At 70.9% G+C, this 25,308-nt stretch carries 27 protein-coding genes and 2 tRNA genes; 22 read left to right on the top strand and 7 right to left on the bottom strand.

Annotated features, from left to right (window positions below):
* Nucleotides 1–254 precede the first annotated feature (254 nt).
* Nucleotides 255–842 carry a CarD family transcriptional regulator gene (locus tag MFF26_RS06215; RefSeq protein WP_137831097.1) on the bottom strand — a complete coding sequence of 196 codons (588 nt, stop codon included), beginning with the start codon at nucleotides 840–842 and terminating at the stop codon, nucleotides 255–257.
* 411 nt (nucleotides 843–1,253) lie between these two features.
* Nucleotides 1,254–1,592 (bottom strand): ferredoxin FdxA, encoded by a 339-nt coding sequence (fdxA, locus tag MFF26_RS06210; protein WP_137831098.1) that lies wholly within the window; start codon nucleotides 1,590–1,592, stop codon nucleotides 1,254–1,256.
* A gap of 549 nt (nucleotides 1,593–2,141) precedes the next feature.
* Between fdxA and MFF26_RS06205 the strand changes: the two genes are divergently transcribed.
* From MFF26_RS06205 to greA, 3 genes are all read left to right on the top strand, one after another.
* Nucleotides 2,142–2,741 (top strand): hypothetical protein, encoded by a 600-nt coding sequence (locus tag MFF26_RS06205; protein WP_137831099.1) that lies wholly within the window; start codon nucleotides 2,142–2,144, stop codon nucleotides 2,739–2,741.
* Nucleotides 2,742–2,834: 93 nt separating this feature from the next.
* Nucleotides 2,835–3,821, top strand: a complete 987-nt coding sequence (gene acuI, locus MFF26_RS06200; protein ID WP_137831100.1) for an acrylyl-CoA reductase (NADPH) — start codon at nucleotides 2,835–2,837, stop codon at nucleotides 3,819–3,821.
* A 154-nt stretch (nucleotides 3,822–3,975) separates the two neighbouring features.
* Complete coding sequence (gene greA, locus MFF26_RS06195; protein ID WP_137831101.1) at nucleotides 3,976–4,440, top strand: transcription elongation factor GreA; 465 nt, start codon at nucleotides 3,976–3,978, stop codon at nucleotides 4,438–4,440.
* Between the two features lie 75 nt (nucleotides 4,441–4,515).
* Here the strand turns inward: greA and MFF26_RS06190 are convergent, their stop codons facing one another.
* On the bottom strand, nucleotides 4,516–4,803 hold the full coding sequence (locus MFF26_RS06190) for a hypothetical protein (RefSeq protein WP_137831102.1): 288 nt from the start codon (nucleotides 4,801–4,803) through the stop codon (nucleotides 4,516–4,518).
* Nucleotides 4,804–5,081: 278 nt separating this feature from the next.
* Between MFF26_RS06190 and MFF26_RS06185 the strand changes: the two genes are divergently transcribed.
* From MFF26_RS06185 to MFF26_RS06175, 3 genes are all read left to right on the top strand, one after another.
* Nucleotides 5,082–5,158, top strand: a tRNA-Pro gene (locus MFF26_RS06185).
* A gap of 45 nt (nucleotides 5,159–5,203) precedes the next feature.
* A tRNA-Arg gene (locus tag MFF26_RS06180) sits at nucleotides 5,204–5,280 on the top strand.
* A gap of 230 nt (nucleotides 5,281–5,510) precedes the next feature.
* Nucleotides 5,511–5,735 (top strand): hypothetical protein, encoded by a 225-nt coding sequence (locus tag MFF26_RS06175; RefSeq protein WP_137831103.1) that lies wholly within the window; start codon nucleotides 5,511–5,513, stop codon nucleotides 5,733–5,735.
* Nucleotides 5,736–5,890: 155 nt separating this feature from the next.
* Here MFF26_RS06175 and MFF26_RS06170 read toward each other — a convergent pair whose 3' ends face one another.
* Nucleotides 5,891–6,079 carry a hypothetical protein gene (locus MFF26_RS06170; RefSeq protein WP_171015558.1) on the bottom strand — a complete coding sequence of 63 codons (189 nt, stop codon included), beginning with the start codon at nucleotides 6,077–6,079 and terminating at the stop codon, nucleotides 5,891–5,893.
* 272 nt (nucleotides 6,080–6,351) lie between these two features.
* Between MFF26_RS06170 and MFF26_RS06165 the strand changes: the two genes are divergently transcribed.
* The 5 genes from MFF26_RS06165 (at nucleotide 6,352) to MFF26_RS06145 (ending at nucleotide 9,585) form a co-directional block, all read left to right on the top strand.
* On the top strand, nucleotides 6,352–6,636 hold the full coding sequence (locus tag MFF26_RS06165; protein WP_238307757.1) for a hypothetical protein: 285 nt from the start codon (nucleotides 6,352–6,354) through the stop codon (nucleotides 6,634–6,636).
* A 170-nt stretch (nucleotides 6,637–6,806) separates the two neighbouring features.
* A complete protein-coding gene (locus MFF26_RS06160; RefSeq protein WP_137831104.1) occupies nucleotides 6,807–7,232 on the top strand; it encodes a hypothetical protein in 426 nt (141 codons plus the stop codon).
* 207 nt (nucleotides 7,233–7,439) lie between these two features.
* Entirely contained in the window at nucleotides 7,440–7,685 is a 246-nt protein-coding gene (locus MFF26_RS06155) for a hypothetical protein (protein WP_137831105.1), read from the top strand.
* Nucleotides 7,686–7,958: 273 nt separating this feature from the next.
* Nucleotides 7,959–8,822: an SDR family NAD(P)-dependent oxidoreductase gene (locus MFF26_RS06150; protein WP_137831106.1), complete on the top strand. Its 864-nt coding sequence runs from the start codon at nucleotides 7,959–7,961 to the stop codon at nucleotides 8,820–8,822.
* A 343-nt stretch (nucleotides 8,823–9,165) separates the two neighbouring features.
* Nucleotides 9,166–9,585: a hypothetical protein gene (locus MFF26_RS06145; RefSeq protein WP_137831107.1), complete on the top strand. Its 420-nt coding sequence runs from the start codon at nucleotides 9,166–9,168 to the stop codon at nucleotides 9,583–9,585.
* A gap of 149 nt (nucleotides 9,586–9,734) precedes the next feature.
* Here MFF26_RS06145 and dinB read toward each other — a convergent pair whose 3' ends face one another.
* Both dinB and MFF26_RS06135 read right to left on the bottom strand, forming a co-directional pair.
* Nucleotides 9,735–10,802 carry a DNA polymerase IV gene (dinB, locus tag MFF26_RS06140; protein WP_238307756.1) on the bottom strand — a complete coding sequence of 356 codons (1,068 nt, stop codon included), beginning with the start codon at nucleotides 10,800–10,802 and terminating at the stop codon, nucleotides 9,735–9,737.
* Nucleotides 10,803–11,040: 238 nt separating this feature from the next.
* Nucleotides 11,041–12,621, bottom strand: a complete 1,581-nt coding sequence (locus tag MFF26_RS06135; protein ID WP_137831109.1) for a GMC oxidoreductase — start codon at nucleotides 12,619–12,621, stop codon at nucleotides 11,041–11,043.
* Between the two features lie 144 nt (nucleotides 12,622–12,765).
* Here MFF26_RS06135 and MFF26_RS06130 point away from each other — a divergent pair, with 144 nt between their 5' ends.
* The 5 genes from MFF26_RS06130 to MFF26_RS06110 all read left to right on the top strand — a co-directional run bounded on the left by MFF26_RS06130 (nucleotide 12,766) and on the right by MFF26_RS06110 (nucleotide 16,432).
* Complete coding sequence (locus tag MFF26_RS06130) at nucleotides 12,766–13,248, top strand: DoxX family protein (RefSeq protein ID WP_137831110.1); 483 nt, start codon at nucleotides 12,766–12,768, stop codon at nucleotides 13,246–13,248.
* A complete protein-coding gene (locus tag MFF26_RS06125; protein ID WP_137831111.1) occupies nucleotides 13,245–13,697 on the top strand; it encodes a cupin domain-containing protein in 453 nt (150 codons plus the stop codon). Before MFF26_RS06130 ends, MFF26_RS06125 begins: the two co-directional genes overlap by 4 nt.
* Before the next feature lie 4 nt (nucleotides 13,698–13,701).
* A complete protein-coding gene (locus MFF26_RS06120; RefSeq protein WP_137831112.1) occupies nucleotides 13,702–14,616 on the top strand; it encodes an SMP-30/gluconolactonase/LRE family protein in 915 nt (304 codons plus the stop codon).
* A gap of 29 nt (nucleotides 14,617–14,645) precedes the next feature.
* The gene (locus MFF26_RS06115; RefSeq protein WP_238307755.1) at nucleotides 14,646–15,509 is read left to right on the top strand and encodes a VOC family protein; all 864 of its coding nucleotides are present in this window, start codon (nucleotides 14,646–14,648) and stop codon (nucleotides 15,507–15,509) included.
* A 221-nt stretch (nucleotides 15,510–15,730) separates the two neighbouring features.
* Nucleotides 15,731–16,432: a GntR family transcriptional regulator gene (locus MFF26_RS06110; protein WP_137831113.1), complete on the top strand. Its 702-nt coding sequence runs from the start codon at nucleotides 15,731–15,733 to the stop codon at nucleotides 16,430–16,432.
* A gap of 4 nt (nucleotides 16,433–16,436) precedes the next feature.
* Here MFF26_RS06110 and MFF26_RS06105 read toward each other — a convergent pair whose 3' ends face one another.
* Complete coding sequence (locus MFF26_RS06105) at nucleotides 16,437–16,847, bottom strand: nuclear transport factor 2 family protein (RefSeq protein ID WP_137831114.1); 411 nt, start codon at nucleotides 16,845–16,847, stop codon at nucleotides 16,437–16,439.
* A gap of 223 nt (nucleotides 16,848–17,070) precedes the next feature.
* On the opposite strand from MFF26_RS06105, the gene MFF26_RS06100 reads away from it, so the two are divergent.
* From MFF26_RS06100 to MFF26_RS06075, 6 genes are all read left to right on the top strand, one after another.
* The gene (locus tag MFF26_RS06100; protein ID WP_137831115.1) at nucleotides 17,071–18,270 is read left to right on the top strand and encodes an ABC transporter substrate-binding protein; all 1,200 of its coding nucleotides are present in this window, start codon (nucleotides 17,071–17,073) and stop codon (nucleotides 18,268–18,270) included.
* Nucleotides 18,271–18,316: 46 nt separating this feature from the next.
* Complete coding sequence (locus tag MFF26_RS06095; RefSeq protein ID WP_137831116.1) at nucleotides 18,317–19,186, top strand: branched-chain amino acid ABC transporter permease; 870 nt, start codon at nucleotides 18,317–18,319, stop codon at nucleotides 19,184–19,186.
* Nucleotides 19,187–19,190: 4 nt separating this feature from the next.
* Entirely contained in the window at nucleotides 19,191–21,674 is a 2,484-nt protein-coding gene (locus MFF26_RS06090; RefSeq protein ID WP_137831117.1) for a branched-chain amino acid ABC transporter ATP-binding protein/permease, read from the top strand.
* 73 nt (nucleotides 21,675–21,747) lie between these two features.
* Complete coding sequence (locus MFF26_RS06085) at nucleotides 21,748–22,647, top strand: polysaccharide deacetylase family protein (protein WP_171015561.1); 900 nt, start codon at nucleotides 21,748–21,750, stop codon at nucleotides 22,645–22,647.
* 202 nt (nucleotides 22,648–22,849) lie between these two features.
* On the top strand, nucleotides 22,850–24,484 hold the full coding sequence (locus tag MFF26_RS06080) for a gamma-glutamyltransferase family protein (protein ID WP_171015560.1): 1,635 nt from the start codon (nucleotides 22,850–22,852) through the stop codon (nucleotides 24,482–24,484).
* Nucleotides 24,485–24,921: 437 nt separating this feature from the next.
* The gene (locus MFF26_RS06075; RefSeq protein WP_238307754.1) at nucleotides 24,922–25,305 is read left to right on the top strand and encodes a hypothetical protein; all 384 of its coding nucleotides are present in this window, start codon (nucleotides 24,922–24,924) and stop codon (nucleotides 25,303–25,305) included.
* Nucleotides 25,306–25,308: the final 3 nt, after the last annotated feature.

Genomic DNA, 25,308 nt, shown 5'->3' with positions numbered 1-25,308 from the left:
TGATCGGACCGCGGGATGATTCTCGTTCGCGACAAAGCCCGCAGCTGCGGACGCGAACGCAACCCGGGTCGGGCCATTCGTGGCCCAGGCACAACGAAGTACCGCCGGGGTGGTTCCCGGCGAGCGCGTGGAACCGATCACAAGAACTTCAAGAGGCATGCGGAACGCGCATGAAAAAAGGGCCCGGCTTGCGCCGGGCCCCCTCGATCACACGAGCGAATCGTGGGCCGGGCGTTTTCCGCCCGGCGGCGCCCTCAGGCGGCCTCCTCCACATCACCCTCGTCGCCCTCGGCCTCGGCATCCGCATCGGCCTTGGCACGGCGCGGCGACTTGGCGAGGCTCTGCTCGATCAGCTTGAGCGCCTCGGTCTCGGTGATCTTGTTCACCGACGAGATCTCGCGCACGACGCGGTCGAGAGCCGCCTCGTAGAGCTGACGCTCGCTGTAGGATTGCTCGGGCTGGGCTTCGGAACGGTAGAGATCGCGCACGACTTCGGTGACGGAGATGAGGTCACCGGAATTGATCTTGGCTTCGTATTCCTGGGCGCGGCGCGACCACATCGTCCGCTTGACGCGGGCGCGGCCGGTCAGCACGTCGAGGGCCTTCTTGACAAGCTCGGGCTCGGCGAGCTTACGCATACCGACGCTGTTGGCCTTCGCGGTGGGCACGCGCAGGACCATCTTGTCCTTCTCGAAAGAGACGACGAACAGTTCGAGCTTGTAGCCGGCGATCTCCTGCTCCTCGATCGCGGTGATCCGCCCGACGCCATGCGCCGGATACACGACCGCCTCGCCGGTCTTGAAGCCTTGGCGGCCAGCCGTCGTCTTCTTGGCTGTGGTCATGCGGAATGAGCCTCCACTGTCATCCACGCGGGTCTGCCGCCCGCGCGCTCGTCGCTTCCGGGGTGGGACACCCGGCGCACGCCTCGCCCGACAGGCCCGATCCGAAGGCCTGCCGGTTCCCGGGCACTGGTCGCGCGCTGCTTACACCGCACGAAAGAGCGCGCCGGGAGCGAGATGCTTCCGGCGGTCGATCGCAGCCAACCTCGTTTCCAGGAAGATGGAACCCGCCAGGGCGGTAACGGAGGAAGCGCATCGGGCGTGAGCGACGGCGACCGTTCCTATAGCACGAATGGCCGGCGAATCAAAGGATTGCCGGCGCTTCAGGCACATATCCGCAGGGAATGAGGGCGGGGCGCGGAGCCCCGCGGCCGGGTCGTCCGGCCAGCCTCGCGCGGGAGGCCGGCGGGCGGGTCAGTCGCCGGATCCGGGATTGGCCGAGAAATGTGCCGCGAACTTGTCGGCCACGCCGTCCCACTGCTTGGCGTCGGCGGGCGCGTCCTTCTTCTGGGTGATGTTCGGCCAAGACTTGGCGTAGTCGGCATTGAGCTTCAGCCAGGATTCGAGGTCGCCCTCGGTGTCCGGCTTGATCGCCTCGGCGGGACATTCCGGTTCGCACACGCCGCAATCGATGCATTCATCGGGATGGATGACGAGCATGTTCTCGCCCTCGTAGAAGCAATCCACGGGGCACACCTCGACGCAGTCCATGTACTTGCACTTAATGCAGTTGTCGGTGACGACGTAGGTCATGGGCCGTTCGGTCCTGCAATCCTCTCCCGCGCCGCGTCGGGCGCCGCCCGCTCCGGGCCGGCTGCCTTCCGCGGGACGGTGTCCGCGCCCCAGGCGCCGCCGCCGCCCGGTCGGCCAAGCGCTCTAGACCCTGGCCGATAGGCTGACAAGCGCGGTTCCGGGCAAACCTGCTCCGCAACCTCATGCCGGTCCGGCGGGGAGGGCGGGGCGTCTCGTTCTCGCGGGGAACCGGGCGCGCCCAGGACAAGATCCGGGCTGCCTCGACGCACCGTCCTGCGGCGATGCCGCAGCCGGTGCGCGCAAGGAGCGCATCCGCAATGCCCGAACGCGCCGGCCCCGATCTCGACCGCCGCGCCTGCGGACTTCCACCAAGTCGAGGGAAAGCCGAAAGGTCTGCGTAGTCTAAGTCGTTGGTTAATTTTACTGTCTTCGACAATCGCGCTTGTTCCCGACGCAACCTTGGCCGCACTTCTGGCGTCGAGAGGAGCGTGCGCCGGATCGGCGGCGGCGCTCGACACCTCACGTATCGCGTTCGCCGAGGACTTCGTCATGGCCGCTCACTCCCGCTTTCCTGCCCGTCTCCCCGCTCTCCTCGTCGGATCCCTCGTCACTCTGTCGGCGATCGCCCCCGCCCAGGCCGGCGGCGGCTGCGCCAGCGCCGAGTGCTACCGCCGCGTCACCACGCCGCCGGTCTACGACACCGTGTCCGATCAGGTGCTGGTTCAGCCCGCGCGGACGGTCTACCGCTCGACGCCCCCGGTCTACGACACCGTCTCGGAACGCGTGCTGGTCGCCCCCGGCGGGCGCCGCTGGGAGACGCGCATCGATGCCTATGGTCAGCTCGTCGGCTGCTGGGTGACGACCCCGCCGCGCTACGCCGTGCAGACCCGCCGGGTGCTCGTGCGCCCCGCCGAGGTGATTCCGGAGACCCTGCCCCCGGTCTACGCCACGACGCAGCGTCAGGTGCTCGTGCAGCCGGCCCGATCCGCCTGGGTCCCGGCCGCCGCCCCGGCCTACGGACCTCGCCCCGGCTACGGTCCCCTGGGCGTCGGCTCGATCCCCGACGCCTTCGGCCTCGCGGGAGCCTCCGCCACCGACATCTCGGTCGGTCTCGGCTTCTCCCGCGGCAGCATCTACGACGGCTACTGATCGTACGGCCTCGTCCGCACGCTCATCGGGGACAGCCTTGACAGCGTCCCCCGCCGCCGCTCCCTTCCCCGAAGGCAATCGGGGGAGCGGAGCATGGCGGCGTTCAAAGCCTGGGTGATCGAGAAGGCGGAAAGCGGCCAGACGCTGGCCCTGCGCGACGTCGAGCGGTCCGAATTGATGGACGGCGACGTCACCGTCCGGGTCTCCCATTCGGGCCTGAACTACAAGGACGGGCTCGCCATGACCGGGCGGATGCCGGTGGTGCGCCGCTTTCCCATGATTCCCGGGATCGACTTCGCCGGCACCGTCGAGACTTCCGAGCACCCGGACTACAAGCCGGGTGACGCCGTCGTTCTGACCGGCTGGGGTGTCGGCGAGACCCATCTCGGCGGCCTCTCCGAGGTGGCCCGGGTGCGGGGCGACTGGCTGGTGCCGTTGCCCGAGGGCCTGTCGCCGGCCCAGGCCATGGCGATCGGCACCGCCGGCTACACCGCGATGCTGTCCGTGCTGGCCCTGGAGCGGCACGGCCTCACCCCGGCCTCCGGCCCGGCCCTGGTGACGGGCGCCGCCGGCGGCGTCGGCTCGGTGGCGGTCGCGCTGCTGAAGCGGGCGGGGTGGCACGTGATCGCCGCGACCGGCCGGAGCGACGAGGCCGATTATCTCACGCATCTCGGTGCGGCGGAGATCCTGGACCGGGAGGCACTCAGCGGCGAGCCGCGCCCGCTCGCCAAGGAGCGCTGGGCGGCGGGCATCGATGCCGTCGGCGGCAAGGTGCTGGCCAACGCCCTGGCGATGACCAAGGGGGGAGGGGCCATCGCCGCCTGCGGCAATGCCGGCGGCATGGACCTGCCCTCCTCGGTCGCGCCGTTCATCCTGCGGGGGGTCTCGCTCCTCGGGATCAACAGCGTGACGACGCCCCTGGCGCCGCGCCGCGCCGCCTGGACGCGGCTCGCCCGCGATCTCGATCTCTCGCTCCTCGACGGGATGACCACGACCGTGCCGCTCGATGCGGCGGGCGGCCGGGCCGAGGCCCTGCTGGAGGGCCAAGTGCGCGGCAGAACGGTCGTGGCGGTGGCGTGAGGACTTGCTCGTGAGAGCTTGACTGTAAGGGCTTGGCAACGGGTGCTCGGTGATGAAAGCTTGACTATCGAAGCTTGGACCGAGGACCTCGTGTGACTTCCCGAAATGAAAAGCTGGGCGGAACTCTCCGCCCACCCCGTGCATTGCCGCGCCCATGAGCAGAGCATTCGTCCGTGAGCCGGAAGGGGGCGAGGCCTTCGAGGACCTGCCCGACCGGCCGATCTCCCCGCACCCCAATTTCGTCACCCCGGAGGGCCTCGCCCGGATCGAGGCCGAGGTGGCGCGGCTGGAGGCCGAACTGTCCGGTCTCTCCCCGGAGGACAAGGTGGCCCATACCCGGGTCTCGCGCGATCTGCGCTACTGGAGCCTGCGCAAGAACTCCGCCCAACTCGTGGACGAGAAGACGGACGGCGACGCGGTGCGCTTCGGCTCGACCGTGACGGTCCTGCGCGAGGATGACAGCCGCCAGACCTTTCGCATCGTCGGCGAGGACGAGGCCGACCCCCATGCCGGCACGATCTCCTACGTCGCCCCGCTGGCCCGTGCGCTGACCGGCAAGAGCGTGGGCGACACGGTCACCGTGAACGACCACGAGTTCGAGATCGCCGAGATCCGCTGACCGCAGACATCGATGCGGCGGGCCCGCTGTCGCAGACCCGCCGCATCTCCGTCACCCTCGAAGGTCTTCGACGTCTCAGCGCGCGGCCGGGGCGCTGGTGGCGCCGTTGCTGTTGTTGCTCTTCGGGTGGCCGATGGCGCCGGTCGTGTCCTGGCTGGGATTTCCGGCCGGCACTTGGCCGGTCCGGCCGACCCCCGCCCCGCCATGCCCTGCCCCGTGCGGGCTCCGCATGCTGTCGGTCGCGGTCGTGCCCGGTGCGGGCGTACCCGGCGCGGTGGCGCCCTGCGCCCAGGCACCGCCGGCCGAACCGAGAATGAGCGCGGCGGCGAGCGCGGGCATGGCAATCCGTGTGGTGATCCGCATGGCGAACATCGTCCCTGTTGTGATTGTGTCCCCTAACCCGCGACCCGGCTGTTGGGTTCTCCGAAACCCGCGTGAAGCCCTGCGCGGACTCGCCTCACCTCCGCCCGTGCCGGTTTCCGCGACCGACGTCGCACGGGAGGCGATGCGTGGCGCGGAGGCGGCTCCGACCCGGCCTCCGCCGAACCGTCATGCGAAAAGAATCGCCGAACAGCGACGATCCGCTTGCGACCCCGGAAAGTGCCGTCTATAAGCCCGCTCGTCGCCCCTCGGGGCGGCTTCGGAGTGTAGCGCAGTCTGGTAGCGCACCACGTTCGGGACGTGGGGGTCGCAGGTTCAAATCCTGCCACTCCGACCAAGCAAGACGAGAACCGTCCATCAAGGACGGCACGACAACATAAGGGCGCCCGTAGCTCAGCTGGATAGAGCACCAGACTACGAATCTGGGGGTCAGAGGTTCGAATCCTTTCGGGCGCGCCATACACTTCCAAGCCATTGCTTGGTAAAAGCTTCTGGGAACATCAGCACTCGAGGCGACCGACGGTCGTACAGATAGGCGGCGCAAGCGGGCCGTGAGGCTGATGTCGTGCCCAATCCAGGATCGTTGAAGCGCGATGACAGGGTTCCGCGGTTTTGTGCGGGAGCCTCTTGCCTCGCTGCGCTTTGTCTCTCGGGCGGCACTTCTGAGCGGCCAGCCCGGAGGACGGACCATGTGCGTCGGGCGCGGTGCGAGCCGAGCGGGGAAGGGCGGCGCTCGGCGCGGGCTCCCTGAGGTCCATTTCCGATCCCGTGGCCCCAGCCGCCAGACCGCCAACGACAACCGGCGGGCAGCACAGGGACCGGAGGCCATCGTTCTCTCGGCCATCAAGCTGGCGGCGATGGGCACGGCGGTCTTGGCCGGGTTCGCGCTCAGCCTCCTGCCGTCATCCTCCTGAGGCAGGTCGCCCACCCGATCGACATCGCGGTGGGATGAAGGGAACCGGGGGCGGATCGAGCGGACATCCCCTACGTGGGCGTGTCCCTCAGGGCGAAACGGACGGTGCGGCGTGCTCCGTGCCGACGCAAGAACCCGCCTCGGCAGACACGCGCCTCACGCGCCCGGATCGACGGACCAGCCGGTCAAGCCGCATGCCTTCTTGAGCCGGACATCGGCCCTGGCGAGGCGCCGGGCGGCCTGCTGCACGTCTCCCCTGGCCTGCGCCTTGTCGGCGGCGGCCACGTCGTGACGAACCAATCGGCACACGAAATAGGTTCGGAGATTACGAAGCAGGCCCAGCATCGTCAGCCCCCCGACAGAGCGGGCCCTACCATGCAAGTCTTGCGCGCGAATGGATTGTCGCCCCCTGTCATCGCGACGCAGCGCGCTCTCGACCTCGAACGAGGCAGCGTCGATCCCACGGAAAAACTCGGCCTCACCTCCTTCGAAAACGCTCGTTTCGTGAGCGGCCCTCGGAGCAGAGCGAACCGACCCCGCCGAACATCATCCGTCCGTCTCAGGTTACCGCGAAGCCGCTCGAAGACGGCGGCGTGGACACGCTTCGGGAGAGAGTGATGCGAAAGACCACCCTGTTCATGGCAGCCCTTGTGCTGTCGACGGGAACTGCCGCGTGGGCCGGCGACAGCTCGGGGAAGGGCGAGGGCCGGATGCAGGGCTCACCGAATGCCGCCGGGTTCGACAAGAAGGATACCACGGGATCGACGGGGCCGGGCGCATCGAGCCACGCGCCGGGGCAGGAGAGCACGCAGAAGGACGGGCGGATGCAGGGCTCGCCCAATGCGGCGGGCTTCAAGGGCGAGGGTGGAACCTCGTCGTCCGGATCGGGCGGCGGACGCTGAAGCGGAGGCCGAGAGGCCGGACGCGAGAGATCCCGAGCGTACTCTTGCGTCCGGCTCCAGGAAGACGAGGGGGGGGGACAGCGAGGCCCGACGCGGGTGGCGACGGTCCCGGGATACCAGCACGGCCCCACGAGCCCGGAACGCGATCCGGCCCATCCGGTTGGGCAGACATGATCCGTTTCCCCCTCGTCGTAGCCGTGACCGCCGCCCTCGTCGCATCCACCGGGATCGGATGGGCTCAGGGCGACTCCGTATCGGGAAGCGGCAGCGGCGCGGCGCCGATCGGGGGCAGCTCGTCGTCGAGCGGCAGCGGCGGGGTGGGAGGCTCGACCGGGTTGCATTCGCCCGGCGCGACGGGCTCGGGCGTCGGGGGCGGACCTTCCCCGAGCGGCTCGGACGCGGCGATGCAGGGTGGCGGCGGTGCCGGACATCGCCCGCCCGGCGGACAAGTCGGATCGGGCGCGGCGACCGGGACCGGCGCCGGCGCGCAGGACATGAGCCATGGCGGACGGGACACGACCGCCACAGCGCCGCCGGCCCGCGCGCCCACCGAGACGACCGGACCAGCGGGCTCGAACACCGGCATGCCGCGCTAGAGCATCGTGTCGGATATCGGATCCGGCACGATGCTCTAGGTTATTGTGATGCATCGGCTTTTTCCGAAAGCCGGCTCCCACCTTTCGGGCCGATGCTCTAGCCCCCTGCCAACGCTTCGGAATCGGCTCCGGCGTTGATCCTTGTTACGGCGCCCCCCTTCCGCACGAAGGATGATGTGGGACGCATGCCCCGTGGAGTCGCCTTGTATGACCGTCGAAGTGCCCCCGCTGCGGTGCCGCTTCATCCACGCGATGGTCGGCCTCCTGGCCGAGAAGATGCCCCTCTCGCCCGCCCGTCGGGAGGAGGAGATCTTCCGCCGCCTGATCGAGCTCGAGATGCAGGCCGAGAGCGGTGGCGCGTCCGAGACCTCGTGCCGGGTCATCGCCTCGGTCCGACGCATGGCCGGAAACGCGATCATCCGGAGCGACCTCCCGGTCATCCGCGGATCGTGAGCCCAAGACCCGGAGCATAAGACCCGGAGCACACGGCTCGGGCCGCGCCGCGACGCCGCGAGGGACGCCCGGCATCGCCCAGATCCGCGAACTCGTGTCCCGTTCGCCTGCACGACGATCCGGAGGACGTCGCGGGGGATCCGCGATGATGGATCGCAGGGCTGGCCAACTCTGCCGCGGCAGCGCTTTCACGACGATGGCGGTTGAGAGTTACGCATCCGGGGCGGGCGCCTGCCGTGCCCGATCACCCGCAATCCGAGAAGGACACGCCTCATGGCAGAGCCGGCCCCCGCGAATCCCGCCTCCCCGTTCGAGCCAGGGCGAACCGCCATCGTCACCGGGGCGGCGAGCGGGATCGGGCTGGCCGCCGCACAGGCCTTCGCGGCGCGCGGCCTGCGGGTCGTCCTCGCCGACTTGCCCGGCGAGGCCCTGGAGCGCGCCGCGGCCGATCTCGCCGCAACGGGTGCCACGGTGCGGGCGGTGCCGACCGATGTCGGCGACGGCGCCGCCATGGAGGCCCTGGCCGAGGCGGCCTCGCAGGACGGGCCACCCGCCATCGTGATGCTGAATGCCGGCATCGAGGCGGGCGGGCGCCTCTTCTCCGACGCGGCGACGTGGCGGCGCATCCTCGACACCAACCTGTGGGGCGTGATCCACGGCATCCGCGCCTTCGCGCCCCGCCTCGTCGCGGGCAGGGAGCCGGGCGCGGTCATCGTCACCGGCTCGAAGCAGGGCATCACCACGCCGCCGGGCAATGCGCCCTACAACGTGTCCAAAGCCGGCGTGAAGGCCGCCACCGAGGCGCTGGCGCACGAGCTGCGCGAGAGCGGCGCCCCGGTCAGCGCGCATCTGTTCATCCCCGGCTTCGTCTATACCGGGCTGGCCAAGGCCCGCGGCATGACGGAGAAGCCCGAGGGCGCCTGGACGCCGGAGGAGACCGTGGCGTTCATGCTGGAGCGCCTGGAGGCGGGCGACTTTTACATCCTCTGCCCCGACAACGAGACCACCCGCGCGCAGGACGAGCGGCGCATCGCCTGGGCGGCGGGCGACATCATCGAGAACCGTCCGGCCCTGTCGCGCTGGCACCCGGATTGGCGCGACCGCTTCGCCGCCTTCGCCCAGCGGACCGACCGCTAGGCATCGGTCCGAAAGGGAGATGCCGGATTTCGGGCCGACGCAGCTCAAGAACCGAGAGACGCATCTTGGATCCCGTGCCGGGGATCGGTCCGGTCTCCGATCACGGCGGGACACCCTCCTCGAGCGTGGGCATCGCAGGGGCGGATGGCCGGACGCCCGCACCGTTCCCGATGAGGGGCGGCCCCACCGGAGCAACCCGAAGTATACCGAAGACGACCATGCGTCGCCGTTGGATCTCGGCTGCGATGCGGGTCGCTGTGACAAATCGAGCGCCCCCCGAATATCGGAACTGACGTGCCATAGCGTCGTTGGAGAGGGATATCGCAATCGCGAAAGGCACCCCATGCGGAAGGCTCATCTCGCTCTCACGGCCGCGGCCGTGCTCGGTCTCGGAACGATGGCAGCGTCGACGGCGCCGGCGGAAGCCGGCTGGCGTGGCGGATACGGTCACGGCGGATATGGCTACGGCGGATACCGTGGCGGTTACGGCGGCTACGGCTATCGCAACGTCGGCTATCGCGGCGGCTACGGCTATCGTGGATACGGTCATCGCCGCGGCATCGGTGCCGGTGCAGCCATCGGCCTCGGGATCGCGGGCCTCGCGGCCGGAGCCATCGCGAGCAACGCCTATCGTGGCTACGGGTACAGCTACGGGCGGCCGGTGGGCTATTACGGGGGCTACGGCTATGGTCGCCCCGTCGGCTACTACGGCGGCTACGGTTACGGTTCGGGCTACGGTTCGGGCTACGGCTACGGCTGGTAACCGACCGTCCGGATCGGACATATGAGAGAGTGAAGCAGGGTCCCCTCTGGGTGACCCTGCTTCGTCACGATTCGAGGACAGGCCTGCGACGTTCACGGTTGGGTCGGCCATCGGGCTGCCACCTGACCACGTCGTCACGGCAACCGCCTTCACATGGCGAAATCCAGCTGCCGCGGTCCGCCATCGTCGGATCGGGGATGCAGTGACGAGAGCGCCGTCCCGATCAGCCGCACGCTCCGACGCAGGGGAAAGGCGTCCCGCAGCAATCCGAGACTGACCTGCTCCAGCATCGCGCGGTCCGCCAGCGGCAGCGTGAGGGAGCGTGCCCGCGTGATCTGGGCGAAGTCCGAGAATTTCAGCTTCAGCGTCACGGTGCGCGCCGCCAACGCCTTCGCGGCGGCCACCGCCCAGACCTTGTCGAGGAGCGGCTGCAGACGCTGGGCCAGCACCGCGTACTCGCTCGTATCCTCGGAAAACGTCGTCTCCGCGCCGATCGACTTGCGCTCGCGATGCGCCCGTACCGGCCGATCGTCGATCCCCCGCGCCACCCGGTGATAGTACTCGCCCGCGCTGCCGAACGCCGCCCGCAGCTCGTCGAGGGAGCGCGCCTTCAGATCGGCGCCGGTCTGGATGCCCAGGCGCCGCATCTTCGCCTCGGTCGCCGGTCCCACGCCGCGGAATTGCCCGATGGGCAGGGCCTCGACGAAGCCCGGTCCCATCGCCGGCGTGATGACGAACAGCGCGTCGGGCTTCCTGTGGTCGGAGGCCACCTTGGCCAGGAACTTGTTGTAGGAGACCCCCGCCGAGGCGACGAGCCCCGTCCGGGCGAGGATCGTGGCGCGGATGTCCCTCGCGACCTCGGTCGCGGTCGGCAGGCCCTTCAGATTGTCGGTGACGTCGAGATAGGCCTCGTCGAGCGCCACCGGCTCGATCAGGGGCGTATGCTCCTCGAACACGGCCCGGATCTCGGACGAGACGGTCTTGTAGGCCTCGAAGCGCGGACGCACGAACACGAGATCGGGGCAGAGCCGGCGCGCGGTGGCCGACGGCATGGCCGAGCGCACGCCGAAGGCCCTCGCCTCGTAGCTCGCCGCCATCACGACGCCGCGCTCGCGCGAGCCGCCGACCGCCAGCGGCCGATCCCGCAAGCTCGGATCGTCGCGCTGCTCGACGGAGGCGTAGAACGCATCCATGTCGATGTGGATGATCTTGCGCATCGGCGTCGATCCGGGATTGCATCGCTGGGCCGGGCGGCCCGCCCTGCACCATCGCCCTCTGTTCATCTTTCGTTCGCGATGACGACGCCTCGGTCAAGGCTTCGCAGGGCGACATCCACGGCGAATGAACGGGGCCGGCCTGGCCGGTCGATCGGGCTGCGCGCCCGGAGCGCGGGGTGCCGGCCCCGCCGCGCGATCCCCCGGTGGCGGCAAGGCTGCCGCGCCGGGCTCGGCGCGTTCAGAGGCGCGCGGCGATCCCGTCGGCCACCCGCAGGGCGTTGGCGATGATGGTCAGGGTCGGGTTCACGGCGCCGATCGAGGGGAAGAAACTCGCATCGGTGACGTAGAGATTGTCGATCCCGTGCGCCCGGCACTCGAGGTCGAGGACGGCGCGCGCCGGATCGGGGCCGAAGCGCAGGGTGCCGGCCTGATGCGCCGTGCCACCGATCGGCGTGTCCTTGCCGAGATAGAGCGTTCGGTCGAACAGGTGCGGGTGGATGTCGAGCCCGTCGCACATCGAGCGCAGTTTCTCGCGCAGCCGGGTCTGGGCTTCGCCATTCGTCACCGTCAGGTCGAGATGCACCCGGTCGTCGCGGTAGAAGATGCGGTTCTCCGGCCGCGGCAGATCCTCGGAGGTCAGCCAGAAATCGATCGAGTGCTTGGCGATATAGTCGAACGGTCGCGTCGGCAGCCATTGCAGGAAGCCCGGCAAGCCCTCCGCCTCGATCTGCATCCCGTCGGATTTGCCGACCATCTGGATATGGCCGAGGGGGAACTCCCAGTCGTTCAGCGGGCTGCGGTCGTGGCCGTGATAGAAGTCGTTGAGGCCGAGCGTCTTCTGGAACTGGGTCGGGTTGGGGTCCTTCGAGATCGCCAGCACGGTGGTGTTGTTGTGGCGCATGTAGTTGCGCCCGACCTGGCCCGAGCGGTTCGCCAATCCATCGGGATGCGCGTCGTTTCCGGAACGCAGGAACAGCAGCGCCGAGGAGAGCGCGCCGCAGGCCACCACGAACAGGTCGGCCGTGAGGATGTGACGGCGCCCCTCGATGATCACCGCGACGCCGGTGACGCGGCCGCCGCCCGCATCGGTCAGCAGGCGCTCGGCATAGGCGTTGCGCAGGAGCGTGACGTTCGGATGCGCGGCGAGCGTCGGGTCGATGGCGATGATCTGCGCGTCCGCCTTGCCGTTGGTCAGGCTCGGATAGCCGTCGAACGGATCGCAGCGCAGCAGCGGCGAGTGCGGCAGGGTCCCGCCCTTGCCGTCCTCCTCCATCAGCGCGCCCATCGGCAGGTGGAACGGATGGTGGCCGTGGCGGGCGAGGTCGTCCGCGAGCTTCTGGATGCGGGGCTCGTGGCTGATCGCGGGCTTCGGGTAGGGATGCGGCGAGGGCGGCTCGGTCGGATCCTCGCCGCGGGCGCCGTGGACCTGGAACAGCTCCTCCGCCGCTTGGTAATGGGGCGCGAACACGTTGTATTTCAGCGGCCATTCCGGCGAGATACCGTCCGGATGGCGCTGGGCCTCGAAATCGCTCTCGCGCAGGCGGAACAGCACGCCGCCATAGACCTTCGAATTGCCGCCGACGAAGTAGTGCAGGCCGGGCTTGAACGTGTCGCCGTTCGAGGAGGTCCAGGTCTCGTCCGCTTGGTAGCGGGCCTTGCGGAAGACCGCGTCGGTGTCCCAGTTCTCGCGCTCGCGGGGGAGATAGTCGCCCCGCTCGATCACGAGGACGCGCTTGCCGGTCCGGGCGAGGCGCCACGCCGCGGAGCCGCCGCCGGGCCCCGAGCCCACGATGATCACGTCGTAACGATCGTCGCGCATCCGCCTCGCTCCGTCTCCCGACGCGCAACGGGTCACGACCGGCCCCGTTCCGGATGACGGGAGCGGCGAGGTTCTGCGAGCCATGCGCGAACCGCATCGTCCCGGCGACGTTGGCAGCCGGAAGACGCCCTCCGGAGCCCGAGGATGACCATCGAGGTGCTCGCCGCCTTCGCGGCCCGAGCCAGTCTGGTGCTTCTGTTCCTGCCGTTCAGCGCCCTCGACAAGGTTCTGAACTTTTCCGCGGCGGTCGGGCAGGCGCGGCAAGCCGCGAACTCGCGCCCGCTCGCGACGGCGCTGATCCTTGCCGGGCTGTTCGTCGAGGTCGTGATGTCGGCGGGCGTGCTCACCGGCACCGCCGACCGCTTCGCCGCCTTCGTCCTCGCGGGCTATTGCGCGGTCACCGCGCTTCTCTGGAAACCATTCTGGCGCAAACCGGATTTCCGTCTGCGCGGCCCGAGCCAGGGCCGTGAGACGTTCTGGGACTTCCTCAAGAATTTCGCGGTCGCCGGCGGCTTCCTCGCGATCGCCTGGAGCGGGCCGAGCGCGCAGGGCGTCGCGGCCTTCCTGCACGACCCGTTCGGATCGACGCATCCCTACGCAACACCGATTTCGGAGACAGGCCGATGAGCGAGCAGGGCGATACGCCGTCCGTCCCCTACTGGCACCTCTACACCGACGCGGACGGCATCAGCCGCCAGATCCGCTGCGCGATGACCGCGTTCCACCTCGCCTCGATGAAGCCGCCGGCCTCGCCGCAATGGCAGGGGGAGAAGCACCACGACGGCATGACCACGATGATCACGGTGCAGCCGGTCGGCTGGGAGGGCACGTGGCACGAGAACCCGGCGCCGCAATGGATCATCCCCCTGAGCGGGCGCTGGTACGTCGAGTCGATGGACGGCACCCGGGTGGAGATGGGCCCGGGCGAGATCTCCTTCGGCGAGGATCAGGGCTGCCGGACGCTCGACGGCAAGACCGGTCACAAATCCGGCACGGTCGGCGACGCGCCCGCCGTCCTGATGGTGGTGCAGTTCGACACCAAGCGCGCGGTGACCACGCCCTGCCGGTTCGGGTGAGGCGATGGACGGGTTCGAGATCTACGATCCCCGCTTCCGCCACTACGTGCTCGACAATGCCGGATTGGAGGAGATCGCCGCCGGCTTCCGCTGGGTCGAGGGCCCGGTCTGGATGGGGGACTGGAACTGCCTGCTGTTCCAGGATCTGCCGCGCGACCGCACCATGCGCTGGAGCGAGGCGGAGGGACTGTCGGTCTATCGCGCGCCCTCCGATTACGGCAACGGCCAGGCCCGCGACCGCGAGGGGCGGCTGATCGCCTGCTCGCATCACGGCCGCTGCCTCACCCGGACCGAGCATGACGGGCGCGTCACGCGCCTCGTCGACAGCCATGCCGGCCGGCGGCTGAATGCGCCCAACGACGTCGTCGTGAAATCCGACGGCACGATCTGGTTCACGGACCCGGTCTACGGCATCGCCAACGATTACGAGGGCGGTCGCCAGACGTCGGAACAGCCGCCCGCCCTCTACCGGTTCGACCCCGCGACCGGTTCGATCCGCGTGGCGGCGGGCGATTTCGACGGGCCGAACGGCCTCGCCTTCTCCCCGGACGAGCGGCGGCTCTACGTCTCCGAGACCGGCGACCAGAGCCACCCGAACCCGCGCCAGTACATCCGCGTGTTCGATGTCGGCGCGGACGGGACGCTCACGGGCGGCGACATCTTCCACACCATCGCGCCCGGCTATTGCGACGGCATGAAGGTCGACGAGGACGGCAATGTCTGGTCCAGCGCCGCCGACGGCGTTCACTGCCTCTCGCCGGAGGGCCGGCTCCTGGGCAAGGTCCGGGTGCCGTACCGCGTCTCCAACATGACCTGGGGCGGGGTGCACCGGAACCGCCTGTTCATCGCCGCCTCGCAGCGCCTGTTCTCGATCTTCCTCAACCGCCGGGGCGCCCCGCTGCCGGGGGCCGGACGATGATGTCCCCTCGGACGCCCCCTCGGACGGGCTTGCGCATCGCCGCGATCCGCCTCCTCTGTCCGGATCCGGCGGCGACCGCCGCCTTCTACGCGGCGGCCTTCGGCGCCGTCATCGCCCCCGGCGGCGCCCGCCTCGCGCTCGGGGCGCAGACGATCGAACTCGCCCCCAGCTCGGACCGCCGGGACGCGCCCGCGCCCTCCAACGGCACCGGCTTCCAGCACTGCGCCCTCATCGTCCCGGACATGGACGCGGCCTACGCGCATCTGCGCGGGGTGCCCGGCTGGACGCCGATCTCGCGGGCCGGGCCGGAGCGGTTGCCCGCCGCCTCGGGCGGCGTCCGCGCCTTCAAGTTCCGCGATCCCGACGGGCATCCGCTCGAATTCCTGGCCTTCCCGCCCGACGCCGTGCCGCCGGTCTGGCGCGGACGGTCGGGTCGAGCGCATCGGCCCGAAAGGTGGGCGCCGGCCGTCGGAGACAAGCCGATGCGGCAGATGAACTTGGAGAAGCGTCCCGGATCCGAGATCCAGGACGCTCCCCTCGTGCTCGGGATCGACCACACGGCGATCACGGTGACCGATACGGAGCGCGCGGTGGCGTTCTACGCCCGCCTCGGGTTCCGGGTGACGCAGCGAGGGGTCAATCGGGGGCCGGAACAGGCCCGCATGGACGCCGTCGACGACCCCGTGGTCGAGGTCACCGGCCTCACGCCGCCGGGCGGGGCTCCGCCCCATCTGGAGCTTCTCTGCTACCGCGCGCCGGGATCGATCCCGAGCGCCTGCGCCGACGACGCGCCCCTGGCCACCCGGATCGTCCTGACCGGCGACGGCGATGCCCCCGGCCTCCTCTGCGATCCGGACGGCCACCGGCTCGTCTTTGCTGCGGACCGACCCTGATCGGACGCGGTTCGGATCCGAGGCGGGGCGCCGCCGCGTCACATCCGCCCAAGGGCGGCCGGGCTCGCATTCCCCGTGAGCGGTGCGATGAAGACCGAGACGCATCGGCGCCAATCGTGCATCTGCCGTGCGTCGGCGGTGGTGCGTTCGCGGGAAACGCTCCGTGTTCCGGCCGGGAGCGGTTCGCCCCGCACCACTCTGCAACAGGATGCGCGTCTGCAATGAGACAGGGCGACAGGAGCCCCCCCACCGACCGCGTCGGAACGATCTGCCGATCCCTGCGGAGGGCCATCGTCGAGCGGGCCCTGGCCCCGGGAGACCGGCTGCCGGAGGACGCCCTCGGCGAGCGGTTCAGCGTCAGCCGCACCATCGCGCGCCAAGCGCTCGGCCAGCTCGCGGGGGAGGGGCTGGTCGAGCTGCGCCGGAATCGCATCGCGGTGGTCGCCAGCCCGAGCTGGGAGGAGGCGCGCGACACCTTCGACGTGCGCATCAGCCTGGAGCGGCTCGTGATCCAGCGGCTGGCCGGCCGGCTGAGCGCCGAGCAGCGCGCCGCGCTCGAAGCCCATATCGCGGGGGAGGAGCGGGCGGGCGGCGGTCCGGAAGCGGTCTCGATCCGGCTCGCGACCGAGTTCCACCTGCTGCTCGCCGAGATGACCGGCAGCCCGGTGCTCGCCCGCTACGTCGCCGAACTGGGCTATCGCTGCGCCCTGATCCTGTCGCTCTACAGCCGGCCGCACTCGTCCGACTGCGCGGTGAGCGAACACCGGGAGATCGTGGCGGCGCTCGTGGCGGGCGATGCCGGCCAGGCGGTCGCCCTGATGGACCATCATCTCGACGCCGTGGCCGAGCGGGCCCGCATCCTCGACGAGCCCCGGCGCGAGCGCGACCTGATCCGCCTGCTCGCCCCCTACGTCGAGGCCTGACCGGTCAGGCCGGCACGCCCTGCCGGTCGAGCAGCCGCTCGGCGCTGTCGTTCCACACCTCCATGGAGACGATCAGGCCGTCCCGCACGGTGAAGCGGTCGACGTAGCGGTTGCCCTCGAACGCCGTGCCGTCCGGCCACGCGCCGTAGAGCGTCCCGAGGCTGTAGACGGTGGTCGCGTCCTCGCCCGGCACCACGTCGAGCCGCTCCATCCGCTTCTTGACCCAGGCGTAGCGCCCGGCGTTGAAGGCCGTGACCTCCCGCGGATGCCGGAACACCCGACCGCCGGTGAAGACGATCGCGATGCCCGGCGCCATGTAGCGCGCGGCGGTCTCGGGATCCGGCACCATGGAGGCCTCCAGATAGGCGGTCACCGCCGCCGCGTCGCGCGCGGGCCCCGCTTCCGTCGTGTCCATCGGAAATCCTCCTTCGGCCCGTCATCCTACGCGCTCGCGCAGGATTCAGCATGCCAAAGCCGACGTTGGCTTGCATGCAGAAAGTGTATGCACTTCGGCGTAGTTTTGTGCACAATGTCTGGGCAATCTGCCCTCGACCCCGAAAAATCCTGCACTTTCAACGACCCTTCGACTGGCATGGCTGTTGCGGTCATCGGTCGACCACAGACGGGACCGGATCGCCATGCCTCACCGCCCCCTTGATGCCCGCGCCCTGACGCGCCGCCTCGCCCTCGGCGCCCTCCTGGCGGGCGTGGCGGGGTCCGCGAGTCTGGGCCCGGTCCGGGCCGCCGAACCGGTCAAGATCGGCCTCGTCACCGCCCTCAGCGGCCAATCGGCCAAGTCGGGCGAGGCGATCTCGCGCGGGATCGGGCTGGCGATCGAGGAGATCAATCGCAACGGCGGCGTCCTCGGGCGGCCCCTCGAACTCGTCGCCCGCGACGACGAGGCCAATCCGTCCAAGGGCGTGCTCGCCGCCCGCGAACTGATCCAGCGCGGCGGCGTCGTCGCCCTGATCGGCGGCCTCGACACGCCGGTCTCGATGGCGATCGTGCCCATCGCCAACCAGCTGAAGGTGCCCTTCGTCGGTCCCTGGGCCGCCGGCACCGCCATCACCCGCAACGGGGCGGCCGACAATTACGTGTTCCGCGTCTCGGCGGTCGACGCGCTCGTGGACGAGGCCCTCGTCGCCTACGCGGTCAAGACCTACGGCGCCAAGAAGCCCGGCGCGATCCTCGTCAACAACGCCTGGGGCGAGTCGAACCAGCAGGGTCTCGTCGCCGCGCTGAAGGCCGCGAACCTCCCCAGCGCCGGCATCGAGAAATACGAGGCCAACGACATCGACATGGTCCCGCAGCTCTCCCGCCTGCGGGAGGCGGGGGCCGACGCCCTCTTCCTCGTCGGCAATGTCGGCCCCTCGGCCCAGGTGGTGAAATCCCTCGACCGGATGGGCTGGACCGTGCCGGTGATCTCCCATTGGGGCCCGGCGGGCGGGCGGTTCGACGAACTCGCCGGACCCGGCGCCGCGCGGGTGCATTTCGTCCAGACCTTCACCTTCGCGGGCAACGACAGCCCGAAGGCGAAGACCGTGCTCGACGCCCTCAAGGCGAAGTACCCGGCGATCAAGTCCATGGCCGACGTCACCCCCGCCGTGGGCATCGCCAACGCCTACGACGCCACGCACCTGATCGCGCTGGCGATCCAGGCGGCCGGCGCCACCGACGGGCCGAAGGTCCGCGACGGGTTCTACAAGGTCCCGGCCTATGCCGGCCTGATCAAGACCTACGAGGCGCCGTTCGCCCCGGACCGGCACGACGCCCTGAAGCCGGACGATTACATCTTCGCCAGCTTCCGCAACGGCGAGATCGTCGCGGTGGCGAAGTGAGCCGTCCTTCGCGCCGCCACGCCCCTCGCCCGGCGGGGAGGCCCGCATGCTGACCGGAACCCTCGTCAGCGGCCTCGGCCTGGGCAGCATGTACGGGCTGGTGGCGCTCGGCTTCCACATCACCTTCGCGGTCTCCGGCACCGTGAACTTCGCGCAGGGCAGCGCCGTCACCCTCGGCGCGGTGCTGGGCTACGCCTTCGGGGTCCAGCTCGGCTGGCCGATGCCGCTGGCAGTGGCGGCGGCCCTCACGGGCTGCGCGCTCCTCGGCTTCGCCGTCGAGCGCCTGCTGGTGCGCCCCTTCGTCGTGCGCGGCTCCGATGCGTGGCTCCTGGCGACGGTCGCCGGCGGCATCATCATCGACAACGTCCTCCTGTTCACCTTCGGCAAGGAGCCGCGCAGCCTGCCCTCCGCCCTGGTCTCGGCGCCCGTCCAGGTTCTGGGCGCGGGCATCTACCCGCTCCAGCTCCTGATCCCCGTGGTGGGGATCGGGGCGGCCGTGGCCATCCGCGCCGTGTTCCGCGGCACGGAGCTCGGCCGGGTGCTGCTGGCGGTGGCGCAGAACGCCGAGGCCGCCCGGTTGATGGGCATCGACGTCGCCCGCACCGTGGCCTGCGCCTTCGCGCTCTCGGCCGTGCTGGCGGGCGCGGCGGGCCTGCTCATCGCGCCGCTCTTCTCCGTCTCGGCCGAGATGGGCGCGCTGTTCGGGATCAAGGCCTTCGCGGTGGCGATCCTCGGCGGGATCGGCTCGGCCACCGGCGTGGTGCTGGCGGGGCTCCTCTACGGCCTCGTGGAGGCGGGCGTCACCGCGACCCTGGGCTCCGGCGCGACCCAGATCGTGGTCTTCTCGGTCATCATCCTCGCCCTGGCTCTACGCCCGAACGGCCTGCTCGGCCGCGCCGCCGTCAATAAGGTCTGAGAGCATGCGCGCGCTTCTCCGGGGGCCGGCCGCGATGCCGCTCGCCATCCTGGCCTTGACGCTCGCGGGCCTCGGCCTCGTGGCCGCGACGAGCGGCTACAGCCACTTCGTCATCGCCCTCGTGGCGCTGACGGTGCTGGCCGGCACCGGCCTCAACGTCCTGCTGGGGCTCGGCGGCCTCATCTCCTTCGGCCATGCCGGGTTCTACGCGTTGGGCGCCTATGCCAGCGCGATCCTGACGCTCAAGGGCGTGAGCTTCTGGCTGGCGCTGCCCGCCGCGACGGCCATCGCCGCCCTGGTCGGTGCGGCGCTGGCCGTGCCCGCCATGCGGGTGCGCGGGCCCTACCTCGCCATGGTGACGATCGCCTTCGGCTTCCTCGTCGAGCACGCCCTGATCGAGGGCGGCGAGCTGACCGGCGGGCAGAACGGCCTCGTCGTCGCCACCGGCCCGAGCCTGTTCGGCCAGCCCCTCGGCGAGCGCGACCTCGCGATCCTCGCGGTGATCGCGGCGGGCCTCAGCCTCTACGGCTTCCACCGGCTCCGTCACGCCCGCCTCGGCCAGGCCCTGCGCGCGGTGCGCGACGCGGATGTGGCCGCCGCCTCTTTGGGCTTCGATCCGGTCCGGGTGAAGACCGCCGCCTTCGCGATCTCGGCGGCGCTCACCGGGCTCGCGGGCGCGGTGCTGCCGCCGCTGATGCTGTTCATCGCGCCGAGTTCCTTCCCGTTCACCCAGTCGATCCTGTTCGTCCTGGCGGTGGTGGTCGGCGGAGCCGGCACCGTGCTCGGGCCCCTCTTCGGCGCGCTGGTGACGGTGCTGCTGCCGGAGGCGCTGGCGGGGCTCGCCGAGTACCGGCTGCTGTTCTTCGGCCTGACCACGCTGGTGGTGCTCTGGCTGGTGCCGGCGGGCCTCGTCGGCAGCCTCGCGCGCCTGCTGCCGCGGGGCGGGGCGGCACGCCCGGCCCCGCAGGCCGAGGCACCGGACTTCCTGCGCCGGACGGAGGGCGAGCCGCTGACCGTCGAGGGGCTCGGCATCGCCTTCGGCGGGATCCGGGCGGCGGACGGCGTCGCCTTCGCGGCCCTGCCCGGCGCGATCACCAGCGTCATCGGCCCGAACGGGGCCGGCAAGACCACCGTTCTCAACATGATCTCGGGCTTCTACCGGCCGAGCGCCGGCACGATCCGCCTGGGCGCGCGCGAGCTCGCCGGGCGGCCGGCCCACGCGATCGCCCGCGCCGGCATCGCCCGCACCTACCAGACGACGCGCCTGTTCGGGTCGCTCAGCGTGGTCGAGAACGTGATCCTCGCCCGCGCCCCCGGGCGCCTGCTGCGCCGGGCGGGGGCGCGGGACCGGCAGGAGGCGGCGGCCCTGCTGGCCTTCGTGGGCTATGACGGCGCCCTCGACCGGCCGGCGGCGGAACTGCCCCATGTCGACCGGCGGCTGGTGGAGATCGCCCGCGCGCTGGCCGGGACGCCGCGGGTGCTGCTCCTCGACGAGCCGGCCGCCGGCCTCGCCCGCGCCGAGACCGACCGCCTCGGCGCCCTGTTGCGCCGGATCGCGGCCTGCGGCATCGCGGTGATCCTCGTCGAGCACGACATGCCGCTGGTGATGGGCGTGTCCGACCGCATCCTCGTCATGGATGCCGGGCGCCCGATCGCCCGCGGCACCCCCGCCGAGGTGCGCCGCGACCCCGCGGTGCTGCGGGCCTATCTCGGCGCCGCCGAGACCCTGGCCCGGCCGCGATCCGCCCCCTGGGACGGCCCGGCCGACCCGGTCCTCGCCGCCCACGGCCTGCGGGCCGGCTACGGCGCCGCGCCCGTCCTCGACGGGATCTCCCTCGCGGTGCGGCCCGGCGAGACCGTGGCGCTGCTCGGCTCCAACGGCGCCGGCAAATCGACGGCGATGCGGGCGTTGGCGGGCCTGCTGCGCCCGGTCGACGGCGCGGTGGTGCTGGCCGATGCGCCGATCGCGGCGCTGCCGGCGCACCGGATCGCGCGCCTCGGCCTCGCCCTGGTCCCGGAGGGCCGGCAGGTCTTTCCCGAACTCACCGTCGTCGAGAACATCCGCCTCGGCGCGTGGAGTCGCTCCGACAGCCGCGGCGGCCGGATCGACCCGGCGGAGGTCGAGGCTCTGCTCGACCGCTTCCCGCGCCTGCGGGAGCGGGCGGACAGCCGCGCCGGCCTGCTCTCGGGCGGGGAGCAGCAGATGCTCGCGATCGCCCGCGGGATGATGGCGCGGCCGCGCATCCTCCTGCTCGACGAACCCTCCCTCGGGCTCGCGCCCGCGATCATCAACGCCCTCTACGCCACGGTCGCCGACCTGCGCGACGGGGGCACGACGATCCTGATCGTTGATCAGATGGCCGCGCTCGCCCTGACCGTGGCGGACCGGGGCTACGTCCTGGAGCAGGGACGCGTCGCGGCGGCGGGCACGGCGGCGGAGCTCCGGGCGGACACGGCGCTCGAGGCCGCCTATCTCGGGGCCGCTTGAAGCCGACCCCATTCCCGAACACAGGATCGAGACCCTCCCCGTGCCCCTTCCCGTGACCCATCCGGAGCCGACCTTGTCGCGTCATGGCCGCTACCCCTATTCCGCCCTGCCGGACCGGCCGGTCTACGACTGGCCGGACGGCAAGCGCCTCGCCGTCTACCTCGCCCTGAACCTCGAGACCTTCGAGTTCGGTGACGGCTTGGGCGCCGAGCTGGCGCCGGGCGGACCGCAGCCGGACGTGCTCAACTACGCTTGGCGCGACTGGGGCAACCGGGTCGGCGCGTGGCGCATCCGCGACATGCTGGACGACCTGCGGATGCCGGCGAGCCTCCTCGTCAACAGCCGGATCTACCGGGACTGCCCCGGCCTGATCGAGGCCTTCCGCGCCCGCGGCGACGAGATCGTCGGGCACGGGCGCAGCAACGCGGAGCGGCAGGGCACGCTGTCGGAGGCCGAGGAGCGGGCCCTGATCGCGGAGGCGACCGCCGTCCTGACGCGGGAGGAGGGCACGGCGCCGGCGGGCTGGCTCGGCCCCTGGATCTCGCAATCGCGGGTCACGCCGGACCTGCTGGCGGAGGCGGGCTACCGCTACCTGCTCGATTGGTGCCACGACGACCAGCCGACCTGGTTCGCCACCCGCGGCGGCGGCCGCATCCTCTCGGTGCCCTATCCGCAGGAGCTGAACGACATCCCGGCCATCGTCGCCCGCAAGGAGACGGGGCGGGCCTTCGCCGAGGCGATCATCGACGGGTTCGACGAGATGCTGGAACAGTCGCGCCGCGCCCCGCTCGTCATGGGCATCGCCCTGCACCCCTACATCGTCGGCCAGCCGCACCGGCTGCGCCCGCTGCGGCGGGCGCTCGACCACATCGCCCGGTACCGGGACACGGTCTGGCTCACGACCGCCGGCGCCATCGCGGCGCATGCCGCCGACCGGATCGAGGCGCCCGGCCCCGCGAACGGCCGGACCTGAGGGGCGTCGTCCGCGTCGCTCCGACCGTTTCGGCGCCGCCCCGGCGCCGGACCTCAGCGAACCCCCCGGAGGTGCCGTGATGGATCGAAGCGACGACGACCGAAGCGAAGGCCATCGAAGCGATCGGCCTCGACCCGCCGCGCCCACACCCTCGCGGCGCGCGCTGCTCCTGACCTCCGCGGCTGCCCTGGGTGCGACGACCATGCCGACCCGTCCCTTCGCCGAACCCGCCACCGTCACCGAACCGGGCGCCGCCCGCGGCGCCCTCGCCCGATCGCGCCGGGGCATGGTGACGAGCCCGCACGAACGCGCCAGCGAGGCGGGACGGGAGGTGCTGCGGGCGGGCGGCAACGCCATCGAGGCGGCGATCGCGGTCAATGCCACGCTCTGCGTCACCTATCCGCATTTCTGCGGACTCGGCGGCGACGCGTTCATGATCGTCAGCGACCGCGACGGTGCCAGCTTCACCCTGTCCGGCATCGGGCAGGCGGCGGCGAACCTGCCGGAGGAGGGTCGGCCGATCCCGCTGCGCGGCCCCGGATCGGCGATCACGGCGGCGGCGGCCGTCGACACCTGGGAGCAGGCCTTCACCTTCAGCCAGCGGGCCTGGGGCGGGCGGCACTCCTGGAAGGGGTTGTTCGGGCAGGCCATCGCCTGCGCGACGGAGGGCTTTCCCCTGACGCCGTCGCAGCGCTTCTGGGCGAATTTCCGCGCCGACGCGATCGGCACATGGCCCGATGTGGTCCGCGTGTTCACGGCCGACGGCCGCATCCCGGATGTCGGGGAGACCTTCCGCCAGCCCGACCTCGCCCGCTCGCTCACGACCCTGGCGGAGAATGGCGGCCGCGACTTCTACGAGGGCGAGTTGGCCCGCCGGATCGTCAGCGGCCTTCAGACAGCGGGTTCGCCCCTGACGGCGGACGACCTCGCCCGCTGCCGCGCCCGCAACGAGAGCGCGCTGCGGGTTCCCTATCGGGGCGGGGAACTCGTCAGCCTGCGTCCGCCGACGCAGGGCCTGACCACCCTCGAGATCATGGGCGTTCTCGACCGCTTCGACCTCGGCGCGATCCCCGAGGGCAGCGCCGATTACTACCACCTGCTCGTCGAGGCCGTGAAAACGGCCTTCATCGATCGCAACCGCTACATTGCCGATCCCGATTTCGTCGATGTTCCCGTCGACCGCCTGCTGTCGGCCGCCCATCTCGATGCGCAGGCCCGCCGCATCGATCCGCACCGGGCGGCACCCTGGCCGCATGTCTTCCAGACCGGCGATACCGTCTTCATCGGGGTCGCCGACGGGGAGGGCCGCTGCGTCAGCCTGCTGCAGACGATCTATTTCGATTGGGGAAGCGGCGTCGTCGCGGGGGAGACCGGCATCCTCTGGCACAACCGCGGTGCCGCCTTCAGCGGGCAGGCCCAAAGCATCAACGCGCCGCGTCCGGGCAAACGCCCGTTCCATACCCTCAATCCCGGCATGTACTTCACGAACGGACGTCCGAGCCTGCTCTACGGAACGCAGGGAGCGGATGGGCAGCCGCAGACGCTCGCGGCGGTGCTGACGCGCCTGATCGATTACCGCATGGACCCGCTGACGGCCCTGGCGCGCCCCCGGTTTCTCCTCGGAAAGACGTTCTCGGACAGCCGCGACAGCCTGAAGCTCGAACTCGATGCGGGGCAGGAGGTCTTCGCGGAGCTGAAGCGGCGGGGGCACGAGATCAGCCCGATCCCGGCCCAGAGCCCGCTGGCCGGCCATCCGGGCGCGATCCGGATCGAGGCCGACGGCGGCTTCGTCGGCGCCCATGATCCCCGCAGCGACGGCTTGGCCCTCGGCCTCTGACGTCACCGACGATCGATCGGCCCCGCGGGGTCGCACCACCGGCGCCGCGACAGCCTCGTCGGGCGAGGTCGGGCGGTCCGCTCCCGCCCGAACCGGCGCTTCCCGGCCAGGATGCCCGACGCGATGCGGCGCCCCGCCGGACAGGCTTCATGCAATATTCAGAAACGCGAACTTAGCTTTACGGCTTCCAGAAACGGGGCACGAGCTCTTGCGTGATTTGTCATCGCCCGGGAAATCCCAGCCTTCCGCGATGATATCCTTCAAATTCTCGACACCAGTGCATCGATATCAGTGACATCGGCTGCCGGTGTCCCATCTCGTGCTGACGCTGACACAGCCTCGGCTCCGGCCGGTGCGTCGTTCCTTCGCGACCTGATCGCGGGGGCCGATGCGGGAGCCGGCCCCCGATGACCCCTCACTCTCACGGAGTTGCCTTCATGATCGCCCGACGCCGGCTGACCGGATTCGGTGCCCCGCTGCTCGCCCTGACCCTCGGCCTCCCGCTCTCCACCGGCACCGCGATGGCGGGGCCGTTCGACGGCGCATGGTCGGTCCAGGCCATGACCGTGACCGGCCGCTGCGCCGGCCCGCACCGCTATCCCATCACGATCCGCAACGGGGTGCTGAAGGAGGCGGGCACCGACGGCATCGATGCCACCGGGCAGGCCCGCGCCGACGGGCGCGTCAGCGGCACGATCCGCACCGGCCTGTCCCGCATCGCCGTGACCGGACGGCTCCGCGGCGCGAGCGGGTCGGGCGAATGGTCCCTCGCCGGCCTGACCGCCTGCACCGGCCGCTGGACCGCGCAGCGCACCGGCTGATCC

The organism is Methylorubrum suomiense (assembly GCF_022179765.1).
Classification (GTDB): domain Bacteria; phylum Pseudomonadota; class Alphaproteobacteria; order Rhizobiales; family Beijerinckiaceae; genus Methylobacterium; species Methylobacterium suomiense.
Note: the sequence above shows the minus strand (reverse complement) of the source record. Positions and strands in the feature narration are given on the sequence as shown.